This is a genomic window from Stenotrophomonas panacihumi (assembly GCF_001431645.1).
Classification (GTDB): Bacteria; Pseudomonadota; Gammaproteobacteria; order Xanthomonadales; family Xanthomonadaceae; genus Stenotrophomonas_A; species Stenotrophomonas_A panacihumi.
On the sequence record NZ_LLXU01000107.1, the window covers coordinates 1 to 21356 of the forward strand.

At 69.7% G+C, this 21356-nt stretch carries 16 protein-coding genes; 15 read left to right on the top strand and 1 reads right to left on the bottom strand.

Features of this window, described 5'->3' with window-relative positions; all coding sequences use genetic code 11:
* The 15 genes from ARC20_RS13835 to ARC20_RS13905 form a co-directional block, all read left to right on the top strand.
* Positions 1-945 (top strand): acyl-CoA dehydrogenase family protein (locus ARC20_RS13835; protein ID WP_057648114.1); only part of this gene is annotated, 945 nt, incomplete at its 5' end.
* 36 nt (positions 946-981) lie between these two features.
* A complete protein-coding gene (locus ARC20_RS13840; RefSeq protein WP_237642597.1) occupies positions 982-3567 on the top strand; it encodes a DUF3857 domain-containing protein in 2586 nt (861 codons plus the stop codon).
* A 71-nt stretch (positions 3568-3638) separates the two neighbouring features.
* Positions 3639-4304: a glutathione S-transferase family protein gene (locus tag ARC20_RS13845; protein WP_057648116.1), complete on the top strand. Its 666-nt coding sequence runs from the start codon at positions 3639-3641 to the stop codon at positions 4302-4304.
* 9 nt (positions 4305-4313) lie between these two features.
* A complete protein-coding gene (gene asnB, locus ARC20_RS13850) occupies positions 4314-6287 on the top strand; it encodes an asparagine synthase (glutamine-hydrolyzing) (RefSeq protein WP_057648118.1) in 1974 nt (657 codons plus the stop codon).
* Between the two features lie 46 nt (positions 6288-6333).
* Complete coding sequence (locus tag ARC20_RS13855) at positions 6334-6888, top strand: NADPH-dependent FMN reductase (RefSeq protein WP_057648120.1); 555 nt, start codon at positions 6334-6336, stop codon at positions 6886-6888.
* Between the two features lie 146 nt (positions 6889-7034).
* A complete protein-coding gene (locus ARC20_RS13860; RefSeq protein ID WP_057648122.1) occupies positions 7035-8459 on the top strand; it encodes a replicative DNA helicase in 1425 nt (474 codons plus the stop codon).
* A gap of 51 nt (positions 8460-8510) precedes the next feature.
* A complete protein-coding gene (locus tag ARC20_RS13865; RefSeq protein WP_237642598.1) occupies positions 8511-9926 on the top strand; it encodes a c-type cytochrome in 1416 nt (471 codons plus the stop codon).
* Positions 9923-10429 carry a (2Fe-2S)-binding protein gene (locus tag ARC20_RS13870; protein ID WP_057648124.1) on the top strand — a complete coding sequence of 169 codons (507 nt, stop codon included), beginning with the start codon at positions 9923-9925 and terminating at the stop codon, positions 10427-10429. The genes ARC20_RS13865 and ARC20_RS13870 overlap by 4 nt, the downstream gene beginning before the upstream one ends.
* Positions 10422-12704 (top strand): xanthine dehydrogenase family protein molybdopterin-binding subunit, encoded by a 2283-nt coding sequence (locus ARC20_RS13875; RefSeq protein WP_057648126.1) that lies wholly within the window; start codon positions 10422-10424, stop codon positions 12702-12704. Before ARC20_RS13870 ends, ARC20_RS13875 begins: the two co-directional genes overlap by 8 nt.
* 83 nt (positions 12705-12787) lie before the next feature.
* The gene (locus tag ARC20_RS13880) at positions 12788-14017 is read left to right on the top strand and encodes a hypothetical protein (protein ID WP_057648129.1); all 1230 of its coding nucleotides are present in this window, start codon (positions 12788-12790) and stop codon (positions 14015-14017) included.
* 68 nt (positions 14018-14085) lie between these two features.
* Positions 14086-16830, top strand: coding sequence for a TonB-dependent receptor (locus ARC20_RS13885; RefSeq protein WP_057648130.1), 2745 nt, complete (start codon positions 14086-14088; stop codon positions 16828-16830).
* Between the two features lie 117 nt (positions 16831-16947).
* Positions 16948-18369, top strand: coding sequence for a cryptochrome/photolyase family protein (locus tag ARC20_RS13890; protein ID WP_057648133.1), 1422 nt, complete (start codon positions 16948-16950; stop codon positions 18367-18369).
* A gap of 134 nt (positions 18370-18503) precedes the next feature.
* A complete protein-coding gene (locus ARC20_RS13895) occupies positions 18504-19226 on the top strand; it encodes a YiaD family glycine zipper/OmpA-like lipoprotein (RefSeq protein WP_057648134.1) in 723 nt (240 codons plus the stop codon).
* Between the two features lie 198 nt (positions 19227-19424).
* Positions 19425-19775 (top strand): hypothetical protein, encoded by a 351-nt coding sequence (locus ARC20_RS13900; protein WP_057648136.1) that lies wholly within the window; start codon positions 19425-19427, stop codon positions 19773-19775.
* A gap of 247 nt (positions 19776-20022) precedes the next feature.
* Positions 20023-20400 (top strand): hypothetical protein, encoded by a 378-nt coding sequence (locus ARC20_RS13905; RefSeq protein WP_057648138.1) that lies wholly within the window; start codon positions 20023-20025, stop codon positions 20398-20400.
* A gap of 43 nt (positions 20401-20443) precedes the next feature.
* Here ARC20_RS13905 and ARC20_RS13910 read toward each other — a convergent pair.
* A partial coding sequence (locus tag ARC20_RS13910; protein ID WP_057648140.1) for a LysR family transcriptional regulator occupies positions 20444-21356 on the bottom strand: 913 nt, incomplete at its 5' end.

Genomic DNA, 21356 nt, shown 5'->3' on the forward strand with positions numbered 1-21356 from the left:
CTGGATGCGGTCAGCTACGGGTTGATCTGCCAGGAGCTGGAGCGGGGCGATAGCGCGCTGCGCAGTTTCGTCAGCGTGCAGTCGTCGCTGTGCATGTATCCGATCTTTGCCTATGGCAACGAGGAACAACGGCGGCGCTGGTTGCCGGGGATGGCGGCGGGCGAGCTGATCGGCTGCTTCGGGCTCACCGAGGCCGAGGGGGGATCCGATCCCGCCGCCATGCGCACCCGCGCGCGGCGCGTCGGCGGGGATTGGGTGCTCGACGGCGCCAAGCTGTGGATCACCAACGGCAGCATCGCCGACCTGGCCGTGGTGTGGGCGCAGACGGAAGAAGGGGTGCGCGGGTTCGTGGTCGAACGCGGGACGCCGGGCTTCAGCACCCAGGACATCGGGCAGAAGATGAGCCTGCGGGCGTCGGTGACCTCGGCGCTGTTCTTCGACGGGGTGCGCGTGCCCGACGCGCAGTGCCTGCCCGGGGCACTCGGCCTGAAGGGACCGCTGGGCTGCCTGACCCAGGCGCGCTACGGGATTTCGTGGGGCGCGATCGGGGCGGCGGTGGCCTGCCTGCGCGAGGCGCTGGATTACGCCGGCCAGCGCCAGCTGTTCGGCCGGCCGCTGGCCGCCAACCAGGCCGTGCAGGTGCGGCTGGCCGAGATGGCGCGGCGCATCACCACCGCGCAGGTGCTGGCGCTGCAGCTCGGCCAGCTCAAGAACGCCGGGCGCTTGCAGCCCACCCAGGTGTCGCTGGCGAAGTGGAACAACTGCCGCATGGCGCTGGACGTGGCGCGCGATTGCCGCGACCTGCTCGGGGCGGCCGGCATCAGCCTGGCGCACGCGGCCATCCGGCATGCCTTGAATCTGGAGTCGGTCATCACGTATGAAGGCACTCAGACGATCCACCAACTGGTGGTAGGTCGCGAACTGACAGGCCTGAATGCGTTCTAGGGGCAGGATGCCCGCAAGGGGGAAGGTGTGCGCTGGATGAAAGCCAATCGGCTGCTGGGGACGGCGCTGTGGCTGTGTGCGTCGGTGACGGCGTGGGCGGCCGAACAGCCGCCGGCGATGACCGCCGCGCCGGCCTGGGTGCAGGACGAGCCGCTGCCGGCCAGCGCCGCGGCCAGCGGCGGGCTGCGCTACGAGCTGGTGTCCGACCAGGTCGACCTCAGTGGCAGGCAGCCGCTGTGGTACCGCCGCGTCAGCTACACCGTGCTGCGCGACAACGCGCTCGGCGACGCCGGCCAGGTCAGCCTGTACTACCAGCCCGAGTACCAGCAGCTGGCGCTCAACCACCTGGCGGTCTGGCGCGATGGCCAGCGCCTGGACATGCGCCGCCGCGCCCACTATGCGCAGCTGCGCCGCGAGAGCGACCTGGAACAGGGGCTGCTCGACGGCTCGCTGACCTTGAACATCAGCCTGCCCGACCTGCGCGTAGGCGACCGCATCGATTACGGCTACACCGTCGCCGGCAGCAACCCGGTGTTCGGTCGCGGCTACTACGACAGCTACACCGCGCGCTACGACGTGCCGCTGGGCGCGCGGCGCCTGCGCGTGCGCTATCCGGCCGGGATGCCGTTGAACTGGAAGGTCAGCACCGAGGGCTTCCGCAGCGCGCGCCAGCGCGTGGACGGCATGGAGGAGCTGCGCCTGGACGCCGACGCGCTCCCCGCGGTGCGCGAGGAGAAGGACACCCCGTCCGGCCACGACACCTATGGCCGCATCGACCTCTCCACCGCCGCCCACTGGCGCGAGGTGGCCGACTGGGCCGCGCGCCTGTACCCGCAAGGTTTCAAGGACCCGGCCGTCGCGCGCGCGATGACCACCCAGCTGAAGCTGGACCGCGCCGATCCGCAAGGCTCGATGCAGCGCGCCATCGCCTTCGTGCAGGGCGAGATCCGCTACCTCGGCCTGGAGATGGGCGTGAACTCGCACGCGCCGCACGCGCCGGAGGACACCCTGCGCAACCGCTACGGCGACTGCAAGGACAAGGCGACGCTGCTGGTCGCGCTGCTCGGCCTGGCCGGCGTGCAGGCCGAGCCGGTGCTGGTGAACTCCTCGCCCGGCAACGATCTCGCCGCGCGCCTGCCCAGCCCGCTGGCCTTCGACCACGTCGTGGTGCGCGCCCGCACCCAGGGCCGGGAGTTCTGGGTCGACGCCACGCGCGACCGCGAATACGGCACCTTCGATGCGCGCTCGCCGCTGCCGTTCGGCCAGGGCCTGCCGGTGCGCGCGGGGCAGGCGGCGCTGGTGGACATTCCCTATCCCGGCGCGGTGACGCCGGAGGTGGTGGTGGAGGAGGACGTGGACATCGCCATGGCGCGCCCGCGCCGGCAGGCCAGGTTCACCGTCACCACCGATTACCTGCAGGGCCGCGGCGACGACGCGCGCGAGATGTTCGAAAACCAGGGGGCCGAAGCGCTCGGCGACCGCTACCTGGATTACATGCGCGGCTTCTACAGCCAGCTGCAGCTCGATGGCCTGCCCACCGTGGACGAGGCCGACCCGGCGCGCCTGCGCATCGGCGAGACCTACCGCCTGGACTGGCACCCGCGCGAGAACGATGTGGTCGGCTTCCCGCTGTTCCAGCTGCAGGACTGGATGAAGGAGCTGCCGCGCACCGCGCGGCGCACGCCGCTGGCGCTGGGCGGCCCGCGCCTGGCCACGCAGACGGTGCGCGTGCGCAGCGATGCCGGCATCTGGGTCAAGCCCAGCCGGCAGGTGATCGAGAACCCATGGTTCCGCTTCAGCCGTCGCGTCGATGTGCGCGATGGCGAGCTGGTGATCGAGGGCGAGTGGGAGCGCCGCGCGCTGTGGATCCCGCCCGAGGGCGTGCGCCGCGCCGCCAACGACATGGCGCGTGCGCGCGAGCTGCTGTTCTTCGAGCACGATTTCCGACCCAACCCGATGCGCAGCATCGGCCTGGCGCCGTGGCTGTACGCCTTGGCGGGCGTGGGCGTGGCGGCGCTGCTGCTCGGCGCCGCCGGCTGGAGCGCCTGGCGCGGCGGGCTGGGCGGCATGCTCTACATGCCGTACCGCACCGCGCAGAAGGTGTTCGAGGCGCCGCGCCTGCGCACGCTGGCGTGGATCGCGCTGGGCGCTTCCTACGTGCTGGCGCTGAGCCTGTATCGCGCCGGCGGCAGCCTCGGCTTGCTCAAGCAGGTCGGCTGGGCGCTGCTGCAATGGGGCGTCGGCTGGGGCGTGTTCTGGGGCGTGCTGCGCGCGGTGGGCGTGCGGCTGTCTTTCGGCCGGCTGGCCACCGCGCTGGCGGCCGGCATGGTGCCCCAGCTGCCGCTGCTGGCCGGTACGGTCGTCGCCACGCTGGGTTCGGTGGCGTGGATGGCGAAGCCGGCCGCGGTCACGCCGGGGGAGTGGCCCGGGATGTTCGTCATGGCCCTGTTCGGCTTCGCCGGGCTGGCGTGGACGGTGGTGTCCACCACCGCCAGCGTGGCGGTGGCCAGTGGCGCGTCGCGCTTGCGGGTGTTGTTGGCGTGGGGCCTGACGCTGGCGCTGGGCATGTTCATCGCCGGCGCGGCGCTGTTCGTGATGCTGGTGGCGCGCGCGGCCGGCTGAGGCTGCCCGGGGCTTTGCAAAGCGGGCGCGGGCGGTGACACTGCCGGTCCCCCTTCGCCACCGGAATGTCGATGTCCAGCCCGCGCGCGCCCCTGACCGTCTATGGCATGTCCACCTCCGGCAACTGCTACAAGGTGCGCCTGCTGCTCGAACAGCTGGGCACCCGCTATGCGTGGCAGGAGATCGACAGCGCCAACGGCCAGACCCGCACGGCGGATTACCTGGCGAAGAATCCCAACGGCAAGGTGCCGATGGTCGAGCGCGACGACGGCCGCGTGCTGGTCGAATCCAACGCCATCCTGCACTGGCTCGCCGAAGGCACGCCGTTCCTGCCGGCCGATGCCTGGCAGCGCGCGCAGGCGCTGAGCTGGATGTTCTTCGAGCAGTACAGCCACGAGCCCTACGTGGCCGTGGCGCGCTTCATCCGTGGCTGGACGCCGCTCGATTCGCCGCGCCGCGCCGACCTGCCGCGCCTGCGCGAGCGTGGCGACGCCGCGCTGGCGGTGATGGCGCAGCACCTGGACCAGCACGCCTGGTTCACCGGGCCGGATTACGGCATCGCCGACATCGCGCTGTACGCCTATACCCATTGCGCCGCCGATGGCGGCTTCGACCTGGGCCGCTGGCCGTCGCTGCAGGACTGGTTGCGCCGCGTGCAGGCCACGGCCGGCTTCGTGCCGATGGTGCAGGCCGGCGAGGATGTGCGCGCACGCCTGGCCGCGGCCGAACCGGCCTGAGGCGCGGCGATGTGCGGACTGGCTGGACTGTGGCTGCCCAACCCGTGCCTGCATGGCGAGGCCTTGAACGCGCTGGCCGGCGCGATGGGCGCCACGCTGCACCACCGCGGGCCCGATGACGCCGGCACGTGGTGCGACGCGCAGGCCGGCATCGGCCTGGCGCACCAACGCCTGAGCATCCTGGACCTCTCGCCGCTGGGCCACCAGCCGATGGCGTCCAACGATGGCCGTTACCAGCTGGTCTACAACGGCGAGATCTACAACTTCGCCCAGCTGCGCGCGGCGCTCTCGGCGCTGGGCCACCGCTTCCGCGGGCATTCGGATACCGAAGTGCTGCTGGCGGCGATCAGCGAATGGGGCCTGGAGGCCACGCTGGCGCAATGCAACGGCATGTTCGCGCTGGCGCTGTGGGATACCCGCGAGCAGACCCTGCAGCTGGCGCGCGACCGCGTCGGCAAGAAGCCGCTGTATTACGGCTGGGCGGGCGACACGCTGGTGTTCGGCTCCGAACTCAAGGCGCTGTGGCGCCATCCGGATTTCGACAACGACGTCGCCCCCGACGCGCTGACCCTGTTGCTGCGCCTGGGCTACATCCCGGCGCCGTACTGCATCCATCGCGATACCTTCAAGCTGATGCCGGGCCGCGTGCTGCGTTTGCAGGCGGCCGATATCGCCGCCGGCGCCGCCGCGCACCGGCCCGAGCAGGCGCAGCGCCCGTTCTGGGATGCGCGCCAGGCGATGCAGGAGGCACTCGCCGCGCCGTTCACCGGAGATGCCGCCGCGGCGGAAGAACGCCTGGACGCGCTGCTGCGTGATGCGGTCGGCCTACGCATGGTCGCCGACGTGCCGGTGGGCGTGTTCCTCTCCGGCGGCACGGATTCGTCCATCGTCACCGCGCTGATGCAGGCGCAGAGCGCGCGCCCGGTGCGCAGCTTCAGCATCGGCTTCAGCGGCTCGCACCACGACGAGGCGCCGCTGGCGCGCGAGGTCGCCGCCCACCTGGGCTGCGAGCACACCGAGCTGTACGTGGATGGCCGCGACGCGCTGGCGGTGGTGCCCGAGCTGCCGCGCATGTTCGACGAGCCGTTCGCCGATGCCTCGCAGGTGCCGACCGCGCTGGTGGCGAAGCTGGCGCGCACGGGCGTGACCGTGGCGCTGTCCGGCGATGGCGGCGACGAACTGTTCTTCGGTTATTCGCGCTACGTGCGCGCGCTGCGCAACTGGCAGATGCTGCGCGCGGTGCCGGCGCCGCTGCGCGCGCTGCTGGCGCGCCGCGCCGGCGGCGAGGGCTCGCGCACCGGCGGGCTGGCGGTGCTGTTCAACGAGGCCGGCGCGCGCGGCATCGGCGATGTCTACCGCAACCGCATCTCGCGCTGGCGGCGCCCGGCCGCGGCGGTGCGCGGCGCGCACGAGCCGGAAACCTTCTACAGCCTGGCCCAGCCGCTGCACGGCGCCGGCACCCCGGCCGACGCGATGATGCTGGCCGATTTCACCACCTACCTGCCGGACGACCTGCTGTGCAAGGTCGACCGCACCAGCATGGCGGTGGGGCTGGAGGCGCGCGCGCCGCTGCTGGACTGGCGCGTGGCCGAGTTCGCCTGGTCGCTGCCGCTGGCCTTCAAGTACCGCGAGGGCCACAGCAAGTACCTGCTCAAGCAGGTGCTGCGGCGCTACGTGCCCGACCACATGGTCGACCGCCCCAAGCGCGGCTTCGGCGCGCCGGTCGGCGACTGGCTGCGCGGCGACCTGCGCGCGTGGGCGCAGGCGTTGCTCGATCCCGCGCGGCTCGCCGCCGAAGGCGTGTTCGTGCCCGAATCGATCCAGGCCCCGTGGCAGGCCTTCCTCGGCGGCCAGCGCAAGTGGCACACCCACCTGTGGACGGTGCTGATGTTCCAGGCCTGGCAGGAGGGCTGGCGGCAGGCGCGCGCCGACGTGGCCGGGCAGGGCGGGGCCGGGCAGGGCGGCGCGCTTCACCCGGCCTGAGCGCCGCGCTGGCTAGATTCGGGCGGGTCTTCCAAGGAGCCCCGCCATGAGCCAGTACAAGATCGCCGTGTTCGTCGGCAGCCTGCGCAAGCATTCGTTCAACCGCCAGCTGGCCCATGCCCTGCAGCCGCTGTTCGGGCGCAAGGCCACGCTGGAACACGTCGAAATCGGCGACCTGCCGCTGTACGACCAGGATTTCGACCACGACTACCCGGCGCAGGGCAAGCGCCTGAAGGAGCAGGTGCGCGCCGCCGACGCGGTGCTGTTCGTCACCCCCGAATACAACCGCTCGATCCCCGGCGTGCTGAAGAACGCCATCGACCTGGGCTCGCGCCCCTACGGCGACAGCTGCTTCGCCGGCAAGCCGGCCGCAGTGCTGGGCATTTCCATCGGCGCCATCGGCACCGCGCTGGCCCAGCAGCACCTGCGCAACGTGCTGGCCTACCTGGACATGCCGGTGCTCGGCCAGCCGGAGGTGTTCCTGCAGCACAAGGACGGCTTCTTCGACAACCAGGGTGGCTTCGGCGACGCCGGCACGACGAAATTCCTGCAGGGCTACGTGGATCGCTTCGTGGCGCTGATCGACCGCCACAAGGCCTGATGCGTCGCGTTTGGTGAGACGGGGCGGGCCCAGGATCGCCTTCGCGCACCGGTTGCGCACGGCTTATCCACAGACTTGTTCCTAGCGCGTGGGGCCGTGGCTGCCTATCCTTCCTGCCCCCGTCCCCGCGTCAGGTTTCCGTCCGAATGTCCGCCCGTCCCGGCTTCCGCTCCAACCGCGACCGTGATCGTGACCGCGATGACCGGCCCGAGCCGCGCATCGACCAGCTGCGCGTGCCGCCGCATTCGGTGGAAGCCGAACAGGCGGTGCTTGGCGGCCTGATGCTGGCGCCGGAGGCCTACGACCGGGTCAACGACCAGCTCACCGAGAACGACTTCTACCGCCGCGACCACCGGCTGATCTACCGCGCCATCCGCGAGCTGTCCGACAAGGGCCGCCCGTTCGACGCGGTGACCCTGGGCGAGTGGTTCGAATCGCAGGGCAAGCTGGAGCAGGTCGGCGATGGCGCCTACCTGATCGAGCTGGCCAGCACCACGCCCTCGGCCGCCAACATCACCGCCTACGCGGAGATCGTGCGCGACAAGGCGGTGCTGCGGCAGCTGATCGAGGTGGGCACGGAGATCGTCAACGACGGCTTCCAGCCCGAGGGGCGCGAGAGCGCCGAGCTGCTGGCCAGCGCCGAGAAGGCGGTGTTCCAGATCGCCGAGGCCGGCGCGCGCGGGCGCAGCGACTTCGTCGCCATGCCCAACGCGCTGAAGGACGCCTTCGAGGAGCTGCGCAACCGCTTCGAGAACGGCGGCAACATCACCGGCCTGCCGACCGGCTACAACGATTTCGACCAGATGACCGCCGGCCTGCAGCCGACCGACCTGATCATCCTGGCCGCGCGCCCGGCGATGGGCAAGACCACCTTCGCGCTGAACATCGCCGAGTACGCGGCGATCAAGTCGAAGAAGGGCGTGGCGGTGTTCTCGATGGAAATGTCGGCTCCGCAGCTGGCGATGCGCCTGATCTCCTCCAACGGCCGCATCAACGCCTCGCGCCTGCGGACCGGCCAGCTCGAGGACGAGGACTGGGCGCGCGTGACCGGCGCGATCAAGATGCTGAAGGAAACCAAGATCTTCATCGACGACACGCCCGGCCTGTCGCCGGAGGTGCTGCGCTCCAAGTGCCGCCGCCTCAAGCGCGAACACGACCTGGGCCTGATCGTGATCGACTACCTGCAGCTGATGTCCGTGCCGGGCAACAGCGAGAACCGCGCCACCGAAATCTCGGAGATCTCGCGTTCGCTCAAGGGCCTGGCCAAGGAGCTCAACGTGCCGGTGATCGCGCTGTCCCAGCTCAACCGCTCGCTGGAAACGCGTACCGACAAGCGTCCGGTGATGGCCGACCTGCGCGAATCGGGCGCTATCGAGCAGGACGCGGACATGATCGTCTTCATCTACCGCGACGACTACTACAACAAGGAAAATTCGCCGGACAAGGGCCTGGCCGAGATCATCATCGGCAAGCACCGTGGTGGCCCGACCGGCTCGTGCAAGCTGAAGTTCTTCGGCGAGTACACCCGCTTCGACAACCTCTCGCACGACTCGGTGGGCAGCTTCGAGTAAGCCCGCCAGGGGTGGCCGGGCGCGTGAAGACACCGCGCCGGCGGCGGGCGTATGCTCGCGACGTCCGCGGCAGCCGCCGCCACCGCGGGCCGCGGGGCGCATGCGCGCGGCATGGATGTGGTGGAGGTGGGCGTGGTCAAGCGCTTCTTCCTGTTCCTGCTGGCCCTCGTCGTGCTGGGCTTCGCAGGCGTCTACGTGCTGGCCTGGCGGCCGTCGATCAAGGCGATCGACCCACCCGCCGCCGGCAGTTTCGATCCCGCCCTGGTCAAGCGCGGCGAGATGCTCGCCGGCGCCGGCTACTGCGCCACCTGCCACACCGCCAAGGGCGGCGCGCGCTACGCGGGCAACTACCCGATGCGCACGGACTTCGGCACGATCTGGTCGAGCAACATCACCCCGGATGCGGAAACCGGCATCGGGCGATGGTCCGAGGAAGCCTTCGTGCGCGCCATGCGCAAGGGCGTCAGCCGCGAGGGGCACCAGCTGTTCCCGGCCTTTCCGTACCAGCATTTCGAACTGGTCAGCGATGACGACCTGCACGCGCTGTACGCCTACCTGATGCAGCAGCCGCCGGTGCGGCAGGCACAGCGCAAGCCGGACGTGCCGTTCCCGCTGAGCTGGCGCCCGTTGCAGGCCGGCTGGAAGCTGCTGTTCGTGCGCGAGGGCCAGTTCGGCCCGGTCACCGGCAAGGACGCGCAGTGGAACCGCGGCGCCTACCTCGCCGAGGGGCTGGGCCACTGCTCGGCCTGCCACAGCCCGCGCAACCGCCTGGGCGCCGAACGCAGCGGCGACGCCCGCTATGCCGGCGCGGCCATCGACCAGTGGTACGCGCCGCCGCTGGACGGGCGCAACCACGCGCCGGTGCCGTGGAGCGAGGAGGAACTGTTCGCCTACCTGCGGCATGGCGCCACGCAGCTGCATGGCACGGCCGCCGGCCCGATGTCGCCGGTGGTGCACGATGGCCTGGCGCGGCTGCCCGACGAGGACGTGCGCGCCATCGCCGCGTATTTCGCCGACCGCTTCGGCACGCGCGGCAAGCAGGTCGCCCCCCCGCAGGCGGCCCTGGCGCGCATGCAACAGGCCAATCGCATCGGTACCGCGCAGCAGACCGACCCCGGCGCCAACCTCTACAACGCGGCGTGTTCGTCCTGCCACTACAACAACGGCCCGATGCCGCTGCTGGTGCGCCCGGAGCTGGGCTTCAACAGCGCGCTGACCGCCGACGATCCCTCCACGCTGATCCAGATCATCCTGCACGGCATCGGCGTGGACGAAGGCCTGCCCGGGCAGATGATGCCGGGCTTCTCGCACAGCTTCAGCAACGCGCAGGTGGCCGCGCTCGCCGCGTGGCTGCGCCGCACGCGCACCGACCGGCCACCATGGCCGGACCTGGAACAGCAGGTGGCCAAGCTGCGTGAGGAACCGTCCTCGGGCACCCAGAGCGGACAGACCGGAGCCCATCCATGAGCCAGTTCCAACTCAACGGCCAGTCGGTCGAGGTGCGCGCGGACGACGACACGCCGCTGCTGTGGGTCATCCGCGACGAGCTGCGCCTGACCGGCACCAAGTTCGGGTGCGGCATCGGCATGTGCGGGGCCTGCACGGTGCATCTCAATGGCCGGGCGATCCGCTCGTGCATCACGCCGGTGGGCGCGGTGGCCGGGCAGCAGGTCACCACCATCGAAGGGCTTTCGCCCGAAGGCCAGCATCCGCTGCAGCAGGCGTGGGTCGCCGCGCAGGCGCCGCAGTGCGGCTACTGCCAGCCCGGGCAGATCATGCAGGCCGCCACGCTGCTGGCCGATTTCCCCAACCCCAGCGATGCCGAGATCGAAGCGGTGATGGCCGGCAGCCTGTGCCGGTGCATGGCTTACGTGCGCATCCGCAAGGCGATCCACCTCGCAGCCGAGGCGATGCGCGCGCCCGCGCCGGCCCCGGCGGCCGCCATGCCGGGAGGCGCAGGCGATGAATGACCTCGGCACGCCGCGCGGCCTGCGCCTGACCCGTCGTGGCTTTTTGATCGGCGCTGCCGGCACCGGCTTCGTGATGGCCTTCGCGCGCGCTTCGCTGGTGCTGCCCGAGCAGACGGCGCAGGTCGTGGCCACGCGCAGCTTCGACCCGAACCTGTGGTTCCGCATCGACGCCGACGGCACGATCACCGTGCACGTCATTCGCGCCGAGATGGGCCAGCACGTCGGCACCGCGCTGGCGCGCATCCTCGCCGACGAGTTGGAGGCGGACTGGTCGCAGGTGCGCGTGGAGCACGTGGACAGCGACCCCAAGTGGGGGCTGATGGTGACCGGCGGCAGCTGGTCGGTGTGGCAGAGCTTTCCGCTGCTCAGCCAGGCCGGCGCGGCCGGGCGAACGGCGCTCATCGAGGAGGCCGCCAAGCTGCTCGGCGTGCCGGCCGCTTCGCTGCAGGCACGCAACAGCGTGGTGAGCGGGGCGGGGCGGTCGATCACCTATGCGCAGATCGTGCAGCGTGGCGACCTCAGCCGCAGCTGGAGCGCCGAAGAGCTCAAGGCGATGCCGGTGAAGCCGCCGGCCGAGCGGCGGCTGGTCGGCGTGGACACGCAGGCGCTGGATATTCCCGGCAAGACCGATGGCAAGGGCGTCTACGGCATCGACGCGCACGTCGACGGCATGGTGCACGCCGCGCCCGTGGTACCGCCGACGCGCAACGGTTCCAAGGCCGGCGCGGTCGACGAATCGTTGGCGAAACAAGTGAAGGGCTACCAGGGCCACCTCGTGCTGGACGATCCCTCCGGCACCGTGCCGGGCTGGGTGGTCGCGCTGGCCGATTCCACGTGGGCGGCGATGCAGGCCGCGCGCCGACTCAAGGTGACGTGGCACAACGACGATACCGCGGAGGTGTCCGAACAGCAGGTGCTGGACCATGCGGCCAAGCTCATCGCCGACGCCAATGCCGGCGCGCGCGTGGTCGAAGGCCCGGTGGAGGACGCGTTCGCCAAGGCGGCGTCCTCGCTGGAGGCCGAATACACCACCGCCAGCGTGCTGCACTTCCAGCTCGAACCGGTGAACGCGCTGGCCCTGCAGAAGGACGGCGTATGGGAGATCCACACCGGCAACCAGTGGCAATCATTGATCCTGCCGACGCTGGCCAAGGCGCTCGGCGTGGGCGAGGACACGGTGGTGCTGCGCACCTACCTGCTCGGCGGGGGCTTTGGACGACGGCTCAACGGCGACTACACCGTGCCGGCCGCGCTCGCGTCCAAGGCGCTGGGCGGCAAGCCGGTGAAGCTCACGCTGACGCGCGAGGACGACGCGCGCTTCGATTCGATCCGCTCGGCCTCGCTGCAGAAGCTGCGCATGGGCTTCGACGCCGCCGGCAAGGTGGTGGCCATGCAGCACGACGCCTGTGCCGGCTGGCCGACCCAGGTGATGGCCGGCGCGCTGCTCGGCAAGGCCAAGGGCAATGGCGCGCCGTACGACCCGTTCGCGATCTCCGGCGCCGACCACTGGTACACGGTGGGCGCGCATCGCGTGCGCGCGATCTCCAACGACCTGGCCAACCGCGTGTTCCGGCCGGGCTGGCTGCGCTCGGTCGGTCCGGGCTGGACGAACTGGGCGCTGGAAAGTTTCATGGACGAAGCGGCGCACCAGCGCGGGCAGGATCCGCTGGCCTTCCGCCTGTCGCTGCTCGATGCGAGCGGCGACAACGCCGGCAGCGCGCCGAACGCCGTGGGCGGCGCCGCGCGCCAGGCCGGCGTGCTGCGCCGGGTCGCCGAGCTGGCCGGGTGGGGGCAGACGCTGCCGGCCGATACGGGCTTGGGCATCGCCACCTCGTTCGGCCAGGAGCGCGACATGCCGACCTGGGTCGCCTGCGTCGCGCGGGTGAAGGTGGACCGGCAGACCGGGCACGTGCAGGTGGAACAGCTGAGCGTGGTGACCGACTGCGGCACGGTGGTGCACCCGGATGGCGCGCTGGCGCAGACCGAGGGCGCGACGCTGTGGGGCCTGAGCATGGCACTGCACGAGGGCACGCTGATCGAGCACGGGCAGGTGCGCGACACCAACCTCAACAGCTACACCCCGCTTCGCATCGCCGACGTGCCGCCGCTGCAGATCGCGTTCATCCCCAGCACCGAGGCCTCGGTGGGGCTGGGCGAGCCCGCCACCACGGTGGTGGCGCCGGCGATCGGCAACGCGATCTTCGCCGCGGTGGGTGCGCGCGTGCGCCACCTGCCGATCAGCCCGGAGGCGGTGCGCAAGGCGCTGAGGGGGTAGGGCGCCCGCTTGGCGGCCGGCCCGCCAGCGCATACCCTCGAATCTCCACGGAACGGGGGCGACGCATGCGATCTGCTTTGCGGATGACCGGCAAGGTCATGGTGGGCGCGGTATTGGCCGTGGTCGCGCTGTATGGCGTGCTGTGGGTGATCAATGCGCGCGACCAGGCGCCGTCGGCCCAGGTGCAGGCCTTCCATGCCGAACTGGCGCGACGCCCCGCGCTGGCGGACGCCGACAATGCGTTTGTCTATCTGTCCGGCATGGGCGCGGCGAATGCCGGCGAGCGGGAGCTGCGCAAGGCGCGTTCGCCGGCGGTGCGGAAGCTCGCCAGCGCCTGCTCGCAGGATGCCAAGGCGTGCGCCGAGGCGCTGCCGCGAGCCGATGCGACGCTGTCGCAGTGGCTGGCCGATGAAGCCGGGTTGTTGGAGCGGTACCAGTCGTTGATCCAGCATGCCGGTTGGCGGGAGCCGGATACCGCGAACATCGCGCTCGTCCTCCCGCCTTACCAATACGCACTGGATGGGCAGCAACTGCTGTTGTTGCAGGCATGGCAACGTGCCCGCGCGGGCGACGCCGCCGCCGCGCGGGCGCTGCTCGAGGGCGACCTGTCGTTCTGGCGCCGCGTGTTGCGCGATTCGGACCTGCTGGTCAGCAAGGCCATCGCGGCTGCCGCGATCCGGCGTCATTTCGCCTTGGGTAACCTGGTGCTGCGCGAACAGGCGATCGCGCCGCCGGCCGGGTGGGCGGTGCCGTTCACCGTCGAAGAGCGCTCGCTGCGGCGCGCACTGGCCGGTGAGCTACGGCTGGCCGAGAACACCTCGGATAGCGTGCTGGCGTCGCTGCCGCCCCCCGAGACGTCGCTGGAGCGGGTGGGCAATGCGCTGCAGGCACCGTTCTTCAAGCGGCAGGCCACGATCAATCTGCTGGCCGAAAATTACGACGCACTGGCCGCGGCCAGTGAAGCGCCCTTGGCGCAGCTTCCGCAGCAGTTGGCCCAGTTGCGTGAGCGCGATACGGGACCGGGCTGGCGGTGGGTCTACAACCCAACCGGCCACGCACTCGTGCGCGTGGGCAACTTCCCGCAGAACTACGGCGACTATGTTTACAAGAGCGCTGACTTGGAAGGCCTGCGGCGGGCGGCGCTGACCACCGTTCGACGTGAAAGCCAGGCCGAACGACAGGCCAGCATTTGCGATCATTTATTGACCAACATCCGCGCGCGCGACGTGCTGCGCTGCGTCAGCCACGCGTTGCGCGCACGCGCACAGCGTTGTCGCCCAAGCCTCTGCGGAGTACCCGCGAAGGCCATATAACGAAAAGTTGACAATCTATTCGTCCTCGCCTTAGTACAGCGCTGTCATCGAGGCTTGGAGGGAGCCGAATGCGCTGTCATCACCTGTCCCCGCGCGGGACGTTCCGTCGTCACCAGCTGGTCCTGGCCTGCGCCCTGGCGCTTGGCGCCGGTACCGCACAGGCCCAGCAGGCCACCACCACCCAGAACACCCCGGATCCGACCAACCTGGACGCCGTCCAGGTCACGGGCATCCGCGCCGCCATCGAATCGGCGGTCGCCACCAAGAACGAATCGACCTCCATCGTGGAGGCGATCTCCGCCGAGGACATCGGCAAGCTGCCCGACGTCAGCATCGCCGACTCCATTTCCCGCCTGCCCGGCATCGCCACCCAGCGCGTGGACGGCCGCTCGCAGGTCGTGCAGATCCGCGGCATGTCCGAGCAGTTCGTCGGCACCACGCTCAACGGCCGCGAGCAGGTCAGCACCGGCGAGAGCCGCGGCGTGGAGTTCGACCAGTACCCGGCCGAGCTGATCAACGCCGTCACCGTCTACAAGACCGCCGATGCGGCGGTCGTGGGCCAGGGCCTGTCCGGCACCGTGGACCTGCAGACCATCCGCCCGCTCAGCCTGGGCGAGCGCCGCATCGTGATCACCGGCAACGGCGAGAAGAACTCGCTCGGCGACCTGAGCCCCGACGGCGACGACAAGGGCTACCGCGCCAGCGCCTCCTACGTGGACCAGTTCGCCGACGACACCATCGGCATCGCGCTGGGCGTGGCGCGGCTGAACTCGCCGTTCCAGGAGAAGCACTACAAGGAATGGTGGTGGGCCAACACCGACGTGTGGGGCCAGTCGCAGCCGGGCAAGCCGGCCGACGCCATCGCGCTGCAGGGCCAGGAAGCGTGGGTGAAATCGCGCGACCTGACCCGCGACGGCGTGATGGGCGCCTTCGAGTTCAAGCCGAACGAGCACTTCCACAGCATCCTCGACGTCTACTGGTCCAAGTTCCAGCAGGACGAAGTGATGCACGGCGCGATGTGGACCAACGACGCCTACTGGACCGGCATGAACGGCCAGCCGGCCGGCTACGAGAACATCGGCCTGACCGAGCGCAACGGCTTCCCGATCATCACCAGCGGCACCCAGACCGGCGTGCAGCCGCTGGTGCGCAATGACAACAACACCCGCGAGGACAAGCTGTTCTCGGCCGGCTGGACCAACACGATCAGCTTCGAACCGTGGACGGTGAGCCTGGATTTGAACTACTCGCGCGCCGAGCGCCGCCAGTCGCAGCTGGAGACCTACGCCGGCTTGGCCGACCCGCAGGACGTGGGCTTCCAGGTGCCGATCAGCGCCGGCTACGGCAACTACTCGCTGGCCGACCTGTCCGACCCGAACAGCGTCTACCTGTGGGACGTGCAGAACTACGGGCATGACGGCCGCCTGGAGAATTCCTGGCAGAAGGACGAGATCAAGGCCGGCCGCCTGCAGTTCACCTATGACGTCGACACCGCCATCGTGCGCAGCTTCGATGTCGGCGCCAACATCAACCGCCGCAGCAAGGACAAGCGCTCGGACGTGTACTTCGCCACGCTGCGCAACGGCGCCACCCTGGTGGACCCGTCGCTGCTGATGTCGCCGACCTCGCTCGGCTTCGTCGGCATGGGCGACATCCTCACCTTCAACCCGCGCGCGCTGCTGGACCAGTACTACGACGTGGCGATTTCCGAGAGCAACGACGACCTGCGCAAGGACTACGTCGTCGACGAGGACGTCAACACGTACTACGTGCGCGCCAACATCGACATGGACCTGACCGACCGCATCCGCGTGCGCGGCAACGCGGGCATGCAGTACATCAGCACCGACCAGTCCTCCACCGGCTTCAATGCCAACGGCGGGGCGATCACCGGCAGCCAGACGCTGGGCGCGCGCTACAACGACGCGTTGCCGAGCCTGAACCTGGTGTTCGACTTCGGCGATGGCTGGAACGTGCGCTTCGGCGCGGCCAAGCAGATGATGCGCGCGCCGATCAACTACCTCAGCGCCGATTCCAGCGCCGCGGTCAGCCAGACCACCAGCCTGTGGGAAGGCAGCGGCGGCAACCCGACGCTGGAACCGTACCGTGCCAACGCGGTGGACCTGTCGCTGGAGAAGTACATGGGGCAGGCCAGCTACGCCAGCGTGGCGCTGTTCTACAAGGACCTGGACACCTACATCTACCGCCAGACGATTCCGTGGGACTTCACCGGCTATGACCCGGACGGCGAAACCCCGATCTCCAACATCGGCACGTTCTCGACCTGGGCCAACGGCACCGGCGGCTACATGCGCGGCGTGGAGGCGGCGGTGACGCTGACCGGCGACCTGTTCTCCGAGGCGCTGGACGGCTTCGGCGTGCAGCTCAACGGCTCGTACACCGAATCGTCGATCGACCCGGACCCGAACGACAACACCCCGGGCACCGATACCATCCCGGGCCTGTCGAAGGTCGTCGCCAACGCCACGCTGTTCTATGAAAAGTACGGCTGGGGTGCGCGCATCAGCCAGCGTTACCGCGACCCGTACCGCGGCGAGTATTCCTCGCTGTTCGGCCAGCGCCAGTACCGCAACACGCTGAGCGAGCGCAGCGTGGACCTGCAGCTGAGCTACGAGTTCCCGGAGACCAGCGCGTTGAAGGGGCTGTCGCTGATGTTCCAGGTCAACAACCTGACCAACGAGGCGTTCCGCACCGAGGTCAGCGAATCGACCAACAGCACTGGCCTGTTCCTGCCCGAGGAATACACCGAGTACGGCCGCCAGTACCTGCTGGGCTTCAGCTACAGGCTGTAACGGGCAAGTCCTCTCTCCAAGGGGAAGGCGCGACGGCCGGGACCTCCCGGCCGTCGTCGCATCGGCATCGCGGGCGGCCCGGTATCATCGCGGCCTTCAAGGCAGGGTGCCCGTTCGATGGAATATGCGGTGGTGTGGCTGCGGCGCGACCTGCGCCTGGACGATCAACCGGCGTTGCGCGCCGCGCTCGACGCCGGGCAGGTGCCGATCCTGCTCTACATCCATGCACCGCACGAGGAAGGTCGATGGGCCCCGGGGGCGGCGTCCGACGCATGGCTGCACCGCTCGCTGCAGGCGTTGCGCGAAGACCTGCGCAAGCGGGGCTCGGACCTGTTGCTGCGCCAGGGCGACAGCGCCGAAGTGCTGGAGGCGGTCATCGCCGAGAGCGGCGCGCAGGCCGTCTACTGGACCCGCAAGTACGAACCGGCCACGCAGCCGCGCGATGCGGCGATCAAGCGCACGCTGCGCGAGCGCGGGCTCACCGTCGAAAGCTTCAACGGCACGCTGCTGTTCGAACCGTGGGAGTTGGCGACGCAGCAGGGCGCGCCGTACAAGGTGTTCACGCCGTTCTGGCGCAGCGCGTTGAAACAGTGGCATTTGCCGGAGCCGTGGCAGGCACCATCGCGGCTGCCCGCGCCGCCGACGCTGCACGGCGATGACCTCGATGCCCTCGGCCTGGCCCCCAAGCGCGACTGGGACACCGGCTTCTGGGAGCACTGGCAACCCGGCGAGGCGGGCGCGCACGAGATGCTTGAAGCGTTCGCCGACGGCGCATTGCACGGCTATCGCCAGCAGCGCGACCAACCCGACCGCATCGGCACTTCGCGGCTCTCCCCGCACCTGCATTTCGGCGAGATCGCCCCGTGGCGCATCTGCGCCGAACTGGCGCGGCATCACCGTGCCGGCACGGCCGCCGATGTCGATGGCTACATCCGCGAACTGGGCTGGCGCGAATTCGCCTATCACCTGCTGCACCACTTCCCGCATACGCCCGCGCGCAACCTCGACGCGCGCTTCGACCATTTCCCGTGGGCCGCGCGCGACGCCGCGACGCTGCGCGCGTGGCGCCAGGGGCGCACCGGCATTCCCATCGTCGATGCCGGCATGCGCGAGCTGTGGGCCACGGGCTTCATGCACAACCGCGTGCGCATGATCGTTGCCAGCCTGCTCACCAAGCACCTGCGCCAGCACTGGCGCATCGGCGCGCGCTGGTTCTGGGACACGCTGGTCGACGCCGACCTGGCCAACAACACGCTGGGCTGGCAATGGGTGGCCGGCACCGGTGCCGACGCCGCGCCGTACTTCCGCGTGTTCAACCCGGTGACCCAGGCCAGGCGCTTCGATCCGCAGGCGCGCTACATCGCGCGCTGGGTGCCGGAACTGGCGGCGTTGCCGGTGGCGCAGCGCTTCGCGCCGTGGGAGCACCCGCAGGCGTTGGCCGCCCACGCGCCGGGTTATCCCACCGCACCGATCATCGAACTGGCCGAAGGACGCGAGGCCGCGTTGACCGCCTACGCCCGGATGCGCGCGGCAAGCTGAACCTGCGCGACAGGTCTCTGAACGCGGGCCTGCCGTGACCGCGCGCGATGCGTTTTCATCATGTCCTGCTCGCGCTCGCCTGTTTATTCTCGCCGCACGCATCCCGCCGGACGAGCCGGCCACAAGGAGGAAACATGTTCCGAGCAGCGAACAAGCAGGTCTGTGTTGCCGTTGCCGCCGCGCTGGCCCTGTCGGCCTGCGCCACGGGCGGCTCGTACGTCCAGCAGGACCAGTACGGCAACCCGACCCAGCAGCAGAACAAGACCGGCCGCAACGCGCTGATCGGCGCGGCCATCGGCGTGGCCGGCGGCCTGCTCACCGGCGACAGCGCTACCGAGCGCCGCCAGCACGCGATGGTCGGCGCGGGCATCGGCGCGCTGGGTGGCGCGGCGATCGGCCAGTACCAGGACCGCCAGGAACGCGCGCTGCGCGAGCGCACCGCCAACACCGGCATCGAGGTCTCGCGCCAGGGCGACAACATCACCCTCAACCTGCCGGACGGCGTGACGTTCGACTTCAACAAGGCCACGCTGAAGCCGGACTTCTACTCCGCGCTCAACGGCGTCGCCGCCACGCTGAAGGAATACAACCAGACGATGGTGGAAGTGGTCGGCCACACCGACAGCATCGGCAGCGACGCGGTGAACCAGCGCCTGAGCGAACAGCGTGCCGACTCGGTCGCCACGTACCTCAGCGCGCAGGGCGTGCAGCGCGAGCGCATGGAGGTGCTGGGCATGGGCAAGCGCATGCCGATCGCCGACAACAATACGGATGCCGGCCGTGCGAAGAACCGCCGCGTGGAGATCCACCTGATCCCGCTGCGCGAGGGCACGCCGGGCGCGACCGGATCGAACTGATCCCGCACGCATGAAGACAAGGGCCGCGAAAGCGGCCCTTGTCGTGTCCGGCCCTATTGTGGGACGTAGCCCACGCCGCTAGCGTGCATCGAGGGATTGTCGAGACAGGGGGCCGAAGTGCGATCGCTTGGACGTGTCGTGTCACTGCTGTGTGTGGCCATGGCGAGCGGATGCGCGCATCCCGCAGCGCCCATCCCCGTGAGCGACGTACTGAAGGATCCCTCGGCCTACCTGGATCAGCCCCTGTTGGTATGTGGCCGGCAGGTGGACGAATTCGAGACCTGCCGACTGGAGGGCAGGGCGCCGGCCGAGATTCATGATGATGCGGGCCGTGCCTTGACGCCTGTCACGCAAGGCCTGGAACTCGCAGGCGCAGGATCCTCCTGCCACTACGGTGGAGCGACGGGAGAGGAGCGACGCGACGCCATGGTGCAAGCGGAGGGCAAGCTGGCACGAGGTGGTTTGGCATACGTATTCGAAGCCACAGCCGTCAGCCCTTACGAGGGCACCTGCCCACTCGACGTGGTGTTGATGAAGCCCAGGCGTTAAGCAACAGCGCGAGCGAATCAGCTTCCGCGTTTCGCTTTCCGATCCGCTCACGATGCACGTTCGGGACACCGGGGGCAGCCCCCGGCGTCCGCGCGACGAACCCCGCGCGCGACCACAAAGCAAGCGCAAAGCGCCATCCGTCAGCCAACAAACCGATTGGATTGTTCGCAAAGCCAATCCCCGAAGCGCTTCCTAACATGCCCGACGTCCGGCGCAACCCCGCGCCGCATTCGTCCAGGGTCATGCCATGTTCCGCTACTTCCTTCCCGCTGCCTTCTGCATCGCGTCGTTTTCCCTCAGCGCACAATCCGCGGGCGAAAGCCTCGCAGGCACCACCTGGATCCTGTGCGACCGCGACCCAAGCACCGCAGGCCAGCCACGCGACGCCCTGGTGTTCGACGCCGAGGGCAATGGCCACGTGATCCGCGCGCAGGGCAACGTCGCATTCCGCTACCAGCGCCACGCAAACGTCATCGCATTGAGCCCGCCGGGCGCCACGCAGGCCGTCATGCTGGACATCGAAACCAGCGGCGAACGCATGCAGTTGCGCGCCCCGGACGGCCGGCCGGTCGCCAGCTACGCGCGGCAGGGCAGCGCGGCCATGAGCCGCTGCGTCGCGCGATGAAACACCGGCGGCGTCCCGTGCGGACGCCGCCGTCGTGCGGCCGTCAGGCCGTCACTTTCTCCAGGATGCGCTTGCCTTCGGCCTGCAGCGCCACCTCGGCTTCCTCCACGTGCTCGGCGTCTTCCTGCGCCTGGCGCGCCTGCGCCGCGGCCAGCTTCGCCGCCGGACACTGCGCCATCATGTAGTTCGCATCGAAGTTCAGCTTGTCGACGAGGAAGTCCACGAACGCGCGCACCTTCGGCGACACCAGCCGGCCACCGGCGAACACCGCGTTGAAATCCACTTCCGGGCCGGTCCAGCCCGCCAGCACGCGACGCACCATGCCCGACTCGATGAACGGCTTGGCCATCACGTCGCCGGTCAGCATCAATCCTTCGCCGCACAGCAGTGCACCGTTGAGCGCCGACGGATCGTTGGCCACCATCAACGGGTTGACGCCGAAATCGCGCAGCTCCGTGCCATCGGTCAGCGACCAGTAGAAGCGGTTGTTGCTCACCGTGTTGGTGCGGCTCTTGCGCATCGCCAGCGTGCGGTGGAACTGCAGTTCATCCGGATGCAACGGCTCGCCGTAGCGCTCGATGTACGCCGGGCTCGCGAACACCTGCGTGCGCAGGCTGCCGAGCTTGCGCGCCACCAGGTTCGAATCCGGCAGCGAACCCACGCGCAGCGCGAGGTCCGCCTCGCCGGCGATCAGGTCCAGCTTCTCGTTGCCCAGATGCATGTCCAGCTGGATCTCCGGATACAGCGCGTGGAATTCGCCCAGCAACGGCGCGATCCAGGTGATGCCGATCGAGTAGGGCACGGTGAAGCGCAGCCAGCCACGCGGGCCGGACTGCAACTGGCCCACCGCGCTTTCGGCTTCTTCCAGTTCGCGCGCGATGCGCTGGCAATGTTCGTGGTAGACCGAGCCGGCCTCGGTGAGGCCGATGCGGCGCGTGGTCCGGTGCAGCAGGCGC